Annotated in this window: 15 protein-coding genes; 10 read left to right on the top strand and 5 right to left on the bottom strand. The window is 40.5% G+C overall.

The features are described from left to right. Positions 1-124: 124 nt before the first annotated feature. The 7 genes from ASU1_RS09410 to ASU1_RS09380 all read left to right on the top strand — a co-directional run bounded on the left by ASU1_RS09410 (position 125) and on the right by ASU1_RS09380 (position 5,960). Positions 125-691 carry a septal ring lytic transglycosylase RlpA family protein gene (locus ASU1_RS09410; protein WP_015674143.1) on the top strand — a complete coding sequence of 189 codons (567 nt, stop codon included), beginning with the start codon at positions 125-127 and terminating at the stop codon, positions 689-691. Positions 692-789: 98 nt separating this feature from the next. Beyond that, a complete protein-coding gene (locus tag ASU1_RS09405; RefSeq protein WP_015674142.1) occupies positions 790-1,968 on the top strand; it encodes a D-alanyl-D-alanine carboxypeptidase family protein in 1,179 nt (392 codons plus the stop codon). 131 nt (positions 1,969-2,099) lie between these two features. Continuing rightward, positions 2,100-2,399: a DUF493 family protein YbeD gene (gene ybeD / locus ASU1_RS09400; RefSeq protein WP_005621036.1), complete on the top strand. Its 300-nt coding sequence runs from the start codon at positions 2,100-2,102 to the stop codon at positions 2,397-2,399. A gap of 29 nt (positions 2,400-2,428) precedes the next feature. Next, on the top strand, positions 2,429-3,085 hold the full coding sequence (gene lipB, locus ASU1_RS09395; protein WP_015674141.1) for a lipoyl(octanoyl) transferase LipB: 657 nt from the start codon (positions 2,429-2,431) through the stop codon (positions 3,083-3,085). Positions 3,086-3,196: 111 nt separating this feature from the next. After that, complete coding sequence (gene lipA / locus ASU1_RS09390) at positions 3,197-4,189, top strand: lipoyl synthase (protein ID WP_039195488.1); 993 nt, start codon at positions 3,197-3,199, stop codon at positions 4,187-4,189. Between the two features lie 146 nt (positions 4,190-4,335). Continuing rightward, complete coding sequence (locus tag ASU1_RS09385) at positions 4,336-4,902, top strand: DUF5358 domain-containing protein (RefSeq protein ID WP_039195486.1); 567 nt, start codon at positions 4,336-4,338, stop codon at positions 4,900-4,902. 158 nt (positions 4,903-5,060) lie between these two features. Then, a complete protein-coding gene (locus ASU1_RS09380; RefSeq protein WP_015674138.1) occupies positions 5,061-5,960 on the top strand; it encodes an aldo/keto reductase in 900 nt (299 codons plus the stop codon). A gap of 87 nt (positions 5,961-6,047) precedes the next feature. On the opposite strand, the gene ASU1_RS09375 is transcribed toward ASU1_RS09380, so the two are convergent. The 3 genes from ASU1_RS09375 to ASU1_RS09365 all read right to left on the bottom strand — a co-directional run bounded on the left by ASU1_RS09375 (position 6,048) and on the right by ASU1_RS09365 (position 8,876). After that, the gene (locus ASU1_RS09375) at positions 6,048-7,604 is read right to left on the bottom strand and encodes a diflavin oxidoreductase (RefSeq protein WP_015674137.1); all 1,557 of its coding nucleotides are present in this window, start codon (positions 7,602-7,604) and stop codon (positions 6,048-6,050) included. A 58-nt stretch (positions 7,605-7,662) separates the two neighbouring features. Then, positions 7,663-8,094, bottom strand: coding sequence for a PAS domain-containing protein (locus ASU1_RS09370; protein ID WP_015674136.1), 432 nt, complete (start codon positions 8,092-8,094; stop codon positions 7,663-7,665). Between the two features lie 212 nt (positions 8,095-8,306). After that, on the bottom strand, positions 8,307-8,876 hold the full coding sequence (locus tag ASU1_RS09365) for a Dps family protein (protein ID WP_015674135.1): 570 nt from the start codon (positions 8,874-8,876) through the stop codon (positions 8,307-8,309). Positions 8,877-9,192: 316 nt separating this feature from the next. Here ASU1_RS09365 and ASU1_RS09360 point away from each other — a divergent pair, with 316 nt between their 5' ends. The 3 genes from ASU1_RS09360 to ASU1_RS09350 all read left to right on the top strand — a co-directional run bounded on the left by ASU1_RS09360 (position 9,193) and on the right by ASU1_RS09350 (position 11,660). Then, a complete protein-coding gene (locus ASU1_RS09360) occupies positions 9,193-9,882 on the top strand; it encodes a pirin family protein (protein ID WP_015674134.1) in 690 nt (229 codons plus the stop codon). A gap of 137 nt (positions 9,883-10,019) precedes the next feature. After that, positions 10,020-10,292, top strand: a complete 273-nt coding sequence (locus ASU1_RS09355) for an ACT domain-containing protein (protein ID WP_015674133.1) — start codon at positions 10,020-10,022, stop codon at positions 10,290-10,292. Positions 10,293-10,304: 12 nt separating this feature from the next. Then, positions 10,305-11,660: a PFL family protein gene (locus ASU1_RS09350; RefSeq protein ID WP_015674132.1), complete on the top strand. Its 1,356-nt coding sequence runs from the start codon at positions 10,305-10,307 to the stop codon at positions 11,658-11,660. 71 nt (positions 11,661-11,731) lie between these two features. Here ASU1_RS09350 and ASU1_RS09345 read toward each other — a convergent pair whose 3' ends face one another. Together ASU1_RS09345 and ASU1_RS09340 are read right to left on the bottom strand one after the other, a co-directional pair. Continuing rightward, positions 11,732-12,460 carry a hypothetical protein gene (locus ASU1_RS09345; protein WP_015674131.1) on the bottom strand — a complete coding sequence of 243 codons (729 nt, stop codon included), beginning with the start codon at positions 12,458-12,460 and terminating at the stop codon, positions 11,732-11,734. Positions 12,461-12,669: 209 nt separating this feature from the next. Then, on the bottom strand, positions 12,670-13,968 hold the full coding sequence (locus ASU1_RS09340) for an L-cysteine desulfidase family protein (protein ID WP_015674130.1): 1,299 nt from the start codon (positions 13,966-13,968) through the stop codon (positions 12,670-12,672). Between the last annotated feature and the right edge of the window lie 82 nt (positions 13,969-14,050).

The following is a 14,050-nucleotide window of genomic DNA, read 5'->3' as shown; positions in this document are numbered from 1 at the left end:
TATCAAAAAGCACATACAAGAGCAGTTATCTATCAAAAGAAAGATAAACAGCCACCACAAGATAATCCTGTTTTGTGGGCAAAACACATCGTTACACAGTACGATATCTAAATGAGGAAAACTTATGCGATTAAGTAAAATGGTAACCCTGTTGTTAGCTGGATTCTTAACATTCGGATCATTGAATTCTGTTGCAGCAACCAAACACGCAAAACCTAGCGCAGTAAAGAAGTATTTAATTGCTAAAACTGCACAAAAATCAGTAAAACACGCCGCTTTAGTGGCAAAAGCGAGAGCGAATAAAATCGCACTAGTTAAAAGCAGATCGCTTAAAGAATTACATAAAAATACTGCACGTAGCCATTATCAGTCTGGCATCGCAAGCTACTATGCAGATAAATTTAACGGCCGCCGTACCGCAAACGGCGAAAGGTTTAGCAATTCAGCGATGACCGCAGCACACAAAACGTTGCCGTTTGGCACTTTAGTGGAAGTGACCAATATGCGTAACGGACGTTCAGTTGTGGTACGAGTAAATGATCGGGGGCCTTATGCACACGCTCGCGTAGTGGATTTATCTAAAGCGGCAGCGCGCCAATTAGGAATGCACAATAGCGGAACGGCTCACGTCAAATTAGCAGTGCTAAATAAAAACAAGAAAAATACTCAAGCAGTAAGAGAAGATGGTTAATCGTTTAGCTTTTCTTGCATTAGGGTTTGTTGAGCAATCAACAAACCCTTGCTTACGTTATATAACCTGTCATTTCCTGAAGGATTGGATGCTTTTATATGAAAAAAACATTATTTAAATCAGTAGGCCTTTGTGCTTTAGCTTTCTCCCAATTTGCCGTTGCTGACGCAAATGTGGATTTCGGTATTTCGGCACCGCAATTAAATGCGCAAAGTTATATCTTAATGGATTATAACTCGGGCAATGTTTTAGCAAGTTTAAATCCTGATCAGCGCCAATATCCGGCATCGTTAACTAAAATGATGACAAGTTATGTGGTAGGTGACGCGCTTAAACAAGGTAAAGTGAAAAACAGCGATATGGTGACGGTGACTGAGAATTCTTGGGCACAAAAATTCCCAGGCTCATCATTAATGTTTTTAGATTTAAATACGCAAGTATCGGTTGCGGATTTAATGCGTGGTTTGATTATCGTATCGGGTAATGATGCAGCGGTGGCATTAGCGGAACATACGTCAGGTTCACAGCAAGCCTTTATCGACCAAATGAATAAATTTGCACAGCAGTTTGGTCTTAAAAATACCCACTTTACAACTGTACACGGCTTAGATGAGCCAAACCAATATTCTTCAGCACGTGATATGGCAATTATCGGTGCGCATATTATTCGTGATCAGCCGGAAGAATATAAGATTTACGCAGAAAAAGAATTTAAATACAACATTAAAAAACCACAGCCAAACCGTAACGGTTTATTGTGGGACAAAACGATGAATGTGGACGGTATGAAAACCGGTCATACTAGCCAAGCGGGCTATAACTTAGTCGCTTCAGCGACCAACAGCAATACGCGTTTGATTTCGGTGGTAATGGGTGTAGAAACTTATAAGGGTCGTGAAGTCGAAAGCAAAAAATTGTTACAATGGGGCTTCGCAAACTTTGAGACAATTAAATCTCTGCCGGCTGGTCAAGCGGTTTCCGAACAAAGTGTTTATTATGGTGAAGCGGATAAAGTCCAGCTTGGTTCAGTTCAAGACAGTTTTGTGACCGTGCCAAAAGGTAAGGCTTCGGAGTTAAAAGCTCGTTATGAACTTGAGCGTAAAAACCTTGAAGCGCCATTAGCGAAAGGGCAGGTAATCGGTAAAGTTATTTATCAATTAGATGGCAAAGATGTTGCAAGCAGTGATTTACAAGTGCTACAAGATGTGCCAGAAGCGGGTATTTTCGGCAAAGCATGGGACTGGGTTGTATTAACGGTTAAGAGTTTATTCGACTAATTTTTGTTAGCTTGTAATATTCAAAATCGCCCCCATATTCAGGCGACAAATTAACAAGCGGTGTGATTTCGCAAAAAATTTGCAAAATCATACCGCTTGGTCTTAATAGCAAAAGAGAGAAGGATATAAATATGACACAATCAAGAACAGTAAACCTACAAGATTTACCCCAAGCAAAATTAAAAGATTTATTAGAATTCCCATGTTCATTTACATTTAAAGTGGTGGGTACACATCGTGAAGATTTAGTGGATGACGTAGTGGCGGTAACGCAAATTCACGCAAAAGGCGATTACAACCCACGTCAGCAACGTAGCTCAAAAGGGACTTATAACTCGGTTTCAATTGATATTATTGCCGAACATATTGATCAAGTTGAAACGCTTTATACTGAGCTTGCTAAAATTGCCGGCGTGAGAATGGTTTTATAAGAACCCTTTTTCCGGACGGAGATAATCTAATGAATCAACTCATCATTCGCCAACTTGGCGTGCAACCGTATGAAGAAATCTGGCACAAAATGCAAGATTTCACCGATTCTCGCGATGAAAATACTGCAGATGAAATCTGGCTCGTCCAGCATCCGGCAGTATTTACCCAAGGTTCTGCCGGTAAACCGGAACATTTACTTAATCCGACCAATATTCCTGTGGTGCAAACCGACCGTGGCGGACAAATTACTTACCACGGCGAAGGGCAGCAGATTATGTATGTGCTGATTGATATCAAACGTTTAAAAGCGCAAGGTAAAGAGGTTTCGGTGCGAGATTTGGTGACCGCTTTGGAGCAATGTGTGGTTAAAACATTAGCGGATTATGGGATTGAAGGTTATCCAAAACCGGATGCACCGGGCGTGTATATTGACGGTAAGAAAATTTGTTCGTTAGGGTTACGTATTCGCCAAGGTCGCTCGTTTCATGGCTTGGCATTTAATGTGAATATGGATTTAACGCCGTTTAGAAATATTAATCCGTGCGGCTATGCCGGATTGGAAATGGCGCAATTGAAAGATTATATTGTGGAAGCAGAAGCGCAATGTGATTTAGTTGCCCCTAAATTAGTAGCTCACTTTTGCAACATTTTAGGGTATAATGATCAACAAATTGTTAACAAATAATGTTCGTAAGGCATTTGCCCGTTAATAAAAAGATTATCAGAATTGTAAGATCTGTGTAGGGGCGGGGTTTATCTCCGCCCTTTAAAATTGCATAGAAAAGGATAGAACTTAATGACAACTGCTACAGGCACTAAGCCTACAAAAATGGAAGCATTTAAAATGGAGCGTGGCGTTAAATATCGCGACGCAGCCAAAACTTCTGTAATCCAAGTGCGTAATATTGACCCTGACCAAGAGTTATTACCAAAACCAAGTTGGATGAAAATTAAATTACCGGCGGCTTCGGCAAAAATTGATAGTATCAAGCACGGTATGCGCCGCCACGGCTTACATTCTGTGTGTGAAGAAGCGTCTTGCCCGAACTTGCACGAATGTTTTAACCACGGTACGGCAACTTTTATGATTATGGGCGCAATTTGTACTCGTCGTTGTCCGTTCTGTGACGTTGCACACGGTAAACCGTTACCGTTAGATCCGGAAGAACCGCGTAAAGTGGCGGAAACCGTACAAGATATGAAGCTAAAATATGTGGTAATTACTTCGGTTGACCGTGATGACTTAGCTGATCGCGGTGCGGCGCATTTTGCTGCCACTGTACGTGAAATCAAAGCATTAAATCCGGAATGTAAAGTGGAAATTTTAGTACCGGACTTCCGTGGCCGTGTAGAACAAGCGGTTGCAATTTTAAAGCAAAATCCGCCGGATGTGTTTAACCATAACCTTGAGAACGTGCCACGTTTATACCGTGAAGTGCGTCCGGGTGCAGACTATAAATGGTCGCTTGAGTTACTTAAAATCTTCAAACAAGAATTCCCGGGTATTCCGACTAAATCAGGTTTAATGGTAGGTCTTGGTGAAACCAACGAAGAAATTTTAGAAGTAATGCAGGATTTACGTGATCATGGCGTAACGATGTTGACTATCGGTCAATATTTGCAACCGAGTCGTCATCACTTAAAAGTAGAACGTTATGTACCGCCGGAAGAGTTTGATATGTTCCGTAGTGAAGCGGAAAAAATGGGCTTCGAACACGCTGCTTGCGGTCCGTTTGTTCGTTCTTCATATCATGCAGATTTACAGGCGAAAGGCGAATTAGTTAAATAATAGTGCCATATAGATAAAGCCCTCTCTTTGTAGAGGGCTTTGTGTTAAATGTGCAAAAAAATAGGTAAATTTGACCGCTTGTTTGCGCATTTATTGATAAATGCTACAATCAGCCACCTTTATTTAGATTTAATTCAAGGTTAGCCATGTTAAAAAAAATTATGTTAGTCGGAATGACAGTGTTGACCGTAGGCTGTTCATTCTCAGGTAAATCGGTACAACAAGAAGCATTTCCGGGTGAATTTGCGAATGCCGATTATGTGTTATCGGATAAGGACGCACAACGTTGGGTAGCATTAAGCGAACAAGCTTCTCAGTGTATTTATCCGAATCTGACACGTATTCAGCAAGCGCATTTTTCTAAAGAAGATGCTTACATTCATTCACAGTATGTGTTCTTCTATCCGTTGGAAGAAGTAATTGGCGAACAATACGTGAAGATCGTGCAAGGCGATGAGAAGTCTATGGGCTATGCACAATATCAATTTAAGAAATTTAAAAATTCGCCGGCTGATATCGAAAAGATGAGCAATAAACAGTGCCAAATTCTACGTGCTCAAGCCAAAGATGACTTGGCTGTAGTCAAAGGTCAGTATAAGAGCGGAATGGTTGAAGAAGTAAAAACCGATGCGAAAAGCGGCGACGGTGTTGCAACGAATGATAACAAATTCTTCTTCGATATTATTAAATGGGGTTCGGCATTATTGCTGTAATGCTTAGAGAACCAATGGCTCTTACATATAAATACCTTTAGCGGTTTGTAATACGCTAAAGGTATTTTTTTATCTAAATGGATATATCAAAAGCATAGAATAAATAAATGCGCGGGCGTACACTGACTGTTATTTAAACAAGAGTGATAGGAGCCGCTATGCAATATATTCAACTCACACCGACACTGAGATTTAGCCGCTTGATTCAAGGATTTTGGCGATTAAATGAATGGCAGAAAACACCGCAGGAGCTGTTACGCTTTGTGCAGCAGGGGTTAGAACTCGGGATTGATACGTTAGACCACGCTGCGTGTTACGGCGGTTTTACATCCGAAGGACAATTTGGCAAAGCATTGGCGCTGGATAAGTCTTTGCGTGAGAAACTGACGTTAATTACAAAGTGCGGAATTTTATACCCGAACCAAACGTTACCGGCTATCAAAACACACCACTACGATAACAGTTATGAACATATCGTTTGGTCGGCAGAACGTTCTTTGCAACAACTCAATAGTGATTATCTGGATGTTTTATTGATTCACCGCCTCTCGCCTTGTGCCGATCCGGAACAAATTGCCCGTGCGTTTGAAGATTTACATCAAGCCGGAAAAGTGCGCCATTTTGGCGTATCGAATTACACGCCGGCTAAGTTCTCAATGTTGCAATCTTATCTTTCCCTACCGTTAGTAACCAATCAAATTGAAATTTCCCCCTTGCAGTTAGCACCGTTTGATGACGGCTCGCTAGATTTCTTATTGGAAAAACGGATTCGTCCAATGGCTTGGTCACCACTTGCAGGTGGTAAAATTTTTAATCAAGACCAACGAAGCCTACAAGTGGCAAAAGCATTGAGAACAATTGGTGAAAAATATGGTGAACAACGATTGGACGTTTTGAGCTACGCTTGGCTTTTAGCACATCCGGCGAAGATTATGCCGATTATTGGTTCCGGACAGATTGCTCGAGTTGAAAATGCAGTAAGGGCATTGGATATTACTCTTAGTGAAGAGGAATGGATCAACGTTTATGTGGCCTCGCAAGGGCATGATATTCCGTAGCGGATACTTTGCGTCTATGGGTAAATATAACAAGCGGTTCAATTTGTAAGATTTTTTGCAAATTTGACCGCTTGTTTATTTTACCGGCTAGTACACGTCTCGGAACAAACGTTTATCCGCCACAAGCTGTGCAACAATATTATTAAACGCATCGATATTCGGCTGATTTCCAACCTGTGCCGCAACATTCAATAACGTTTCATCAATCGCTTTACTCATCGTTTTGCTGCCGCATACGTAGAAATAAGCGCCTTGCTCAATTAATTGCCAAATTAATGCGGCTTGTTGTGCCAATGCATCTTGTACATAGAATTTTTCCGCTTGATCACGAGAAAATGCGGTGAAAAGCTGGGTCAGTGTGCCGGCTTTCAGATAGTTTTCCAATTCGGTTTGGTATAGAAAATCTTTCGCTGCATACCGTTCGCCGAAGAACAGATACGTTTGACGAGCGGATGTTTGTGCTGCAAGATTTTGTAAGAAGCCGATATAAGGCGCAATGCCGGTGCCGGAGCCAATCATCACAATCGGTTTATCATTTTCCGGCAAATGGAAGTGAGGATTTGCTTTTGCAAAGATTTGTACAAAATCACCCGCTTGTAATTGTGCCAAATGACAGCTTGCCGTACCGTAATATTGGCGGTCAGCAAGCTGGTATTGTACTTGGCGAATACATAAGTCGACATATTCCGGATGCGTTTTACCGCAAGAGCTAATGGAGTAGGCGCGAGCGGTAAGATTCGGCAAAATAGCTTGCAGATCAGCAAGCGAGATGATTTTTTGCGGGTCAAAATCACGCAATACATCGAGTAAATCATGCCCGTAAAGATATTGTTCAAGCGCTTTTTTATTGGCAATTTTAAGTAACTCTTTTAACGCATGATTCGAACAAATTTTTGCCAGCTCTCTTAATGCGTTTTTAGTTAATAGGCGCAACTCTTTATGGCGTAATTGCTGTGCCGCATTGTCATCGCCAAACCATTGGACGAACATATTGAGTAAATCATCCTGCTGTTGAACTTGCACATAAATTAAATCGCCGGCTTGGTAAAAAATGCCGCTATTTTCAAGCGATAAGCGTAGGTGATAAACCGCCGGCTCGGACTGCGCTAATCGCTGAATCTCTAACACTTGTGCCGCATAGGTTTGGTTTTCATCATACACTTTCACGGAGAGTTTATGTGTTAGTGGCGCAGCTTCCGGTTTATTCAGCGCTTGCTCGAGTAACGGGAGCCAGAGTTTAAAAATTTCCTGATAGTTTAGGTCGGCATCCACTCGTTCAATCAATGCAGGTAATTGTTGCGTTTGAAAGAATTGATCGAGCTTGCGACTATAACCGCAAAACTTATCATAACTGACATCACCCAAACCAAAAATGGCGTAACGTCCTTGATAAGCGGTCGAATTTGCAAGGAAATTTTCAATGAAATCTTCCGCATTCTCTGGCGGTTCACCGTCACCAAACGAACTAGTAATGATTAATAACAGGCTTTGTGGATCTAAGTGAGTGAGTTCTGTCTCGTTTAGCGTTGCGATAGTTGGCTGATATGGTTGTAGAAAGGGTTGTTGTGCAAGCTGCTGAGCGAGTTGTTCTGCATTACCTGATTCTGAACCGTAAGCAATATGGACATGAGAAATAGATTGCATTAAATCTTCTCCTGAACTAAAAAGCGTACGCAGAAGAGATTGCGTACGCTTTAGCAAATTATTTATCGTAGAATTCGTCGTAAATTTCTTTTGATAATTCAACGGCTTCGAAATTATCCATTAAGTCGTTAATCACGCGACGCACGCTAATATAGCCGGTAATATTACCCGCTTCATCAAACATCGGTTGAACTGTCGTATCTACCACATAAACAACGCCGCCTTTTCCGCAGTTCGGCACGATACCTGTCCAGATTTTCCCTGCTTGAATGGTATCCCACATCTCTTTATAAACTTCTTTTGCGACTGCCGGATGGCGTACGATGTTATGCGGTTGACCGATTAATTCCTCACGTGAAAAACCGGTAAGTTTGCAAAATAAATCGTTCGCATAGGTAATCACACCTTGTAAATCGGTGGTTGAAATCACGAGAGTATCTTGTACTGCTTTTAGAATTGCATCATTTGAAGGCACGATTTGTTCAGCCATATTGAAGCTCCATTTTAGTTAAGTTGTGTTGATATTGATTTTAGTCAGTATATTAATACCTTACTAAAATACTAAGAAATACCATACTCTAAAAAATTGGAGATGTAAATTGGCTTGATTTCAGAATGAGAGGTAGGTCATAAAAAAGCGGCTAATTGTTTGCATATTGCAACAACTAGCCGCTTACTTAGAGGGATTTGTTCAATTTTTAATTAGATATTACCGCTGCCGTTATCTAAGTGCGCACGGATAAACCATTGTAATTTTTCCAATGCTCGAGTTTGTGCGACTAATAAATCTTCGCTAATCGGATCTAAATGACCGTTATGCTCAAGTACCACACGATGCGCTTCGATATTGTGTGAGTAATATAAATCAACCATTTTTAAATGATCTTGTGCTGTGGCACGGCCTAGCGGATATTCAGGCGTTTGACGTGTTGCAACTAAATTACCCGATAAACCATTCGGTGCAACGCCTAATGCTGCCATACGCTCCGCAATTTCATCAACAAAATCACGTACTTCATCCACTTGGCTGTCTAACATTTCGTGTACCGAAATAAAATTTGGTCCAACAACATTCCAGTGTGCGTGTTTTAAGATCATGGATAATTCATTTAAACCTTGTAAACGCATTTGTAGCGCATCAGCGATTAAGTGACCGGTAGAAACGGTTAAACCGGGAACGGTATGAGAGGCATTTTTATTGATATCTGCACTTAATTCTTGTGTTTGAGTGTTTAATTTTAATACTGGGAAAGTAATCGTTTTATTTGTCATAATTTATACTCCTATTGTTTTCTTTTTCATCATTTAACTGGGTGAATTATGAGTGAAAGTTATGTTGCTGTCTAATTGTTATCACTGATAAGTGTGATTGGTTTTAATAGTTAAAACTAATCAAAATGCATTACATAATAGATATATCCTATTAATGATTCTGAAATTCATTTGCAATAAGAATATTATTAACTAATAGTAAATAGTTATTCAATAAATTATATATTTATTTACCGTTAAAAATAACATTAAAATGCTCGCCGTTCATAAGCGGTCTAATTTCCGCAAAAAATAGCAAATGTATAAGGAATTTAAAATGTTACAAGTTAGAAAAGCAAACGAGCGAGGCGACGGTTCATTTGATTGGTTAGAAAGTTATCATACTTTTTCTTTTGCCAATTATTATGATCCGAAGCATATCCATTTTTCACATTTACGTGTGATTAATGAAGATTTTATTGCACCGGCACGTGGCTTCGGTATGCACCCACACGATAATATGGAAATCCTCACTTATGTACTTAACGGGCGTGTCGCTCACAAGGATAGTATGGGGAATCAAACCGAGGTTAAAGCGGGCGAATTTCAAATTATGTCGGCAGGTACGGGGATTTTCCATTCGGAAATGAATCCGGACTTAGAAGATACGCTACATCTTTATCAAATCTGGATTATCCCGAATCAAAAAGACGTAACGCCTCGTTACAGCCAAGATAAATTTGCCGATCGTGAAGGTGGTACGTTAATTTTATCGCCGACTGCCGAACAAGGTTCATTTAAGATTTATCAAGATATGAAACTTTGGCGTTATCAGTATTCTGCAAACCAAAGTGCGCAAATTGAATTGGATAGCAACCGTTCATATTGGTTACAAGTAGTGAGAGGTCAATTAAGCGTAAACGGTACAAAAGTTGAAACCAGTGATGCGTTAGGGATCCGTGCTGAGCAATTATTGACGATTGAGACGGATAACGATGTTGAATTTTTATTATTCGATTTAGTTTAAACATTAACCACGGAATTTCTGCCGTGGTTTTTTATTTTAATTGCGCAAACGTTTGCGCAATTTATCTAGTCAAAAAATTGAAACAGCGCTATACTCATTCTTCCTATTTAATAATATGCAAACTCGAGGAAGCAACAATGAGCAATTCAGTGATTACTGTTATTGGAAAAGACCGTGTAGGTATCGTGTACGATGTATCGAAAATCTTAGCGGAAAATCAAATTAATATCGTGAATATCAGCCAACAATTAATGGATGACTTTTTCACCATGGTGATTTTGGTGGATACAACAAAATGTGAAAAATCATTCCCACAATTAGCCGAATTTTTCACACAAGAAAGTAAAAAACTTGCGTTAGATATTCGTATTCAAAACGAAGAAATTTTCAAAGCAATGCACCGTATTTAAGGGAGTGGCGAAATGAGTATTCAATCCAGCGAAATTATTGAAACGATAAAAATGGTCGCCGACCAAAATTTTGACGTGCGAACCATTACCATCGGTATCGATTTACACGATTGTATCAGTGCTGATATCGACCAATTAAACCAAAATATTTATCAAAAAATTACCACCATCGGCAAAGACTTAGTCGAAACTGCCAAAATCCTTTCTGCCAAATATGGCGTACCTATCGTTAATCAACGTATTTCTGTCACCCCTATCGCACAAATTGCAGCAGCAACTAAAGCGGATTCTTATGTTTCTATTGCACAAACACTCGACCGAGCAGCAAAAGCGATCGGTGTCTCTTTTATTGGCGGATTTTCTGCGTTAGTGCAAAAAGGCATGTCACCTTCCGATGAAGTTTTAATTCGCTCGATTCCGGAAGCAATGAAAACTACCGATATCGTATGTAGCTCTATTAATATCGGCTCAACCCGTGCCGGAATTAATATGGATGCGGTAAAACTCGCCGGCGAAATGATTAAACGTACTGCTGACATTACCCCAGAAGGTTTTGGTTGTGCCAAAATCGTGGTGTTCTGTAATGCGGTGGAAGATAATCCGTTTATGGCGGGCGCATTCCACGGTTCAGGTGAAGCGGATGCGATTATTAACGTGGGCGTTTCCGGCCCGGGTGTGGTGAAAGAAGCGTTAGAAAATTCAAATGCGACAACACTAACCGAAGTGGCTGAAGTAGTGAAGAAAACCGCGTTTAAAATCACCCGTGTCGGTGAATTAATCGGTCAAGAAGCGTCAAAAATGCTGAATATTCCGTTTGGTATCTTAGACTTATCGCTCGCACCAACACCGGCAATCGGTGATTCCGTTGCTCGTATTTTAGAAGCAATGGGCTTAAGTGTATGCGGTACACACGGCACGACAGCAGCGTTAGCATTGTTAAATGATGCAGTGAAAAAAGGCGGTATGATGGCATCTAGCTCGGTCGGCGGTTTAAGTGGTGCATTTATTCCGGTTTCGGAAGACGAAGGTATGATCGCAGCCGCAGAGAGCGGTATTTTAACCTTAGATAAACTAGAAGCGATGACGGCAGTTTGTTCGGTCGGTTTAGATATGATAGCCGTACCGGGTAAAACACCGGCACACACTATTTCCGGCATCATTGCCGATGAAGCGGCTATCGGTATGATCAACAGCAAAACCACAGCAGTTCGTATTATTCCGGTAACTGGCAAAGACGTTGGCGAAAGCGTGGAATTTGGTGGCTTACTCGGCTATGCGCCGATTATGCCGGTTAAAGAAGGTTCGTGCGAAGTGTTTGTAAATCGTGGCGGACGAATTCCGGCACCGGTTCAATCAATGAAAAACTAATGTAATTTATTGAACAAGCGGTTAAATTTTGCAAAATTTTTGCAGAATCTAACCGCTTTTTTATTTATCGTTTAAAACGGGTGATTAATACAAACCATTTGAACGTGTCCTAATTGGTTCGGCACTAATTCATAGAGATAAAAATCATCGTTATCAATTTTTAGTTCTTTAGACAATATAAAGGTCTTGTTATATTTAGCTAGTACATAGTACATCTTATGATCTACCTCGAGCATATTAAAACGTGTTTTAAAGTGAGGGCGTAAGTAACCGACCAGAAAAGCAAATAACACGAAGTATGCGTAGGTAAAAATCATCACATAGTTTTTGTGGCTTTGGAAAAAGTTAATTGCCGTATGAATATTAATGTTACCGATATGACGGTTAATCGGGTTGCTGAATAAAAACGTAGAAATGAAGACAGTACAGAAATAAGATATCACTGCCAGTTGATAGATTTTACCGGTAATTAAGGTACTAACGATTAAAATGGGTAAGAAGGTTACCGCACATAAAATACCTGCACGTACCATTTTGATACAAGAATGACTGAGATACGGTTTGGCTTTTACTAATAAGAACAATCCGATTAAATAGGTGGAACAAAGAACTAAAGTGACATAGAGCACATAACCTAAGCTACGAGCGACATTGCCGGCACCAACATCAACATACCACCACGAAAATCCGTAGAAATAAGCTTGTGCCCATCCATAGGAATAAGCGGCTGACCAACTAAGCGCTCCTAAAAACGCTATTGAAAGTGAAGATGAGACAATTTTATTGATAATTCTAAGCATCCGTTTTGAGAACCCTGTATCGATCAAAAAAAGAGTCTATAGATTATATTTCAAAACTTACAATTGCTCAATTATGAATCGCTTTTTTCAATAATTGTCAAAAGTTAATATAGAACTGTATATAATTTGTAATTTTGATTGTGCGATTCGACGTTAAGAGCATAGCGCTAATGTAATAAGATTAGCGCTATGATTTTATGAGAAGATGTTTAGAGCGTTTTAGGTTTACTCACCATTATTTCGATCACTTGACGATCGGTGTACTGCATACTACGAGAAGCGATCGCACAAAGGTTGTTGATAGAACGGTCGATTTGATGTTCAACAATCCCTTCGTTGCCAGTCACTTGGGTATCATCCAACGCCATTAAAATTGATTTATAACTGGAACTCACACTCGTTGAAACCTTCATCGCACAGCTATTTGCTGCACCGTCACAAATAATGCCGCTGATATCGCCGATCATACTGCTGATCGCCATACTGATCGCTTCAAATTTACCGGTTAATAACCATGCTACACCGGCGCAGCTGCCCATTGCTGCCGTGGTTACGGCACATAACGCAGAAAGTTTTGGTAATTTACTATGGATGTAAATCGCCATTAAATGCGAAAGGAACAAGGCTCGAGTGAGCTGTTCTTCGCTAGCGGCTAAATGGCGAGCGACAACGACAACCGGCATTGTCGCAGTAATCCCTTGGTTACCCGAACCGGAATTACTCATCGCCGGTAAATTTGCTCCGCCCATTCGTGCATCGCTGGCGGCGGTGGTTTCAATCACGATACGATTGAGCAAATCATCGCTAATTAACCCTTTGCCGATTTGTTTTTGCAAGGTACGTCCGATATGTAAGCCGTAATCTTGATTCAGTCCTTCCTGTGAAAGCGCGCTATTTAAAATCGCCGCCTGTTGAATAAAGCGAATCTTTTCTAGTGCAATATTTAAGGAAAAATCATAAATATCTTTTGCGGTCAGATTTGCAAAGACATTCTCTGCATTTTCGCTTTCCACTACGCAGGGTTTGGAAAACAGCAAGTCGCCGTTTTTCTCAATATAAATCACATTGGTATGGTGAGCTGCGATACGTACTTTTACCTGCTGATCGGCTTTAAACAAAGCCGCTTCGGAATAGAGAATATGTTCAGTGTCAGAAATACTGACTTCAATTTTCTGCTCGTTAATCATCTGTTTAGCAAGTTCTACTTGCTCGGTAGTAATATGTTTTAAGACTTCTAAACCACCGTTCGGATCGCCACCAATTGCACCAATTGCCGCCGCCATCGTTAAGCCGACCGTACCTGTTCCTGGGACGGTTACACCCATTCCGTTCTTCATTAAATTCGGCGAAACCTTAGCTTCGATTCTATCCGGTAATGCGCCTAAATATTGACGTGCTACCGCAGATGCCAAAGCCAAAGAAACCGGTTCAGTACAACCTAATGCCGGTACAACTTCTTGTTGCACGGTAGCTAAAATCGCTTGTGATAATTCGTTATTTATATTCATTATTTTTATCCTGTCACACTCATTTAATCGCTTATCTTAATGATAGGCGAAAAGGTTATTATTAGAACAAAATTTTAGGCAA

Source organism: Actinobacillus suis ATCC 33415 (assembly GCF_000739435.1).
Lineage (GTDB): Bacteria > Pseudomonadota > Gammaproteobacteria > Enterobacterales > Pasteurellaceae > Actinobacillus > Actinobacillus suis.
The sequence above is the reverse complement of the archived record's forward strand: the minus strand, read 5'-3'. Positions and strand labels throughout refer to the sequence as shown.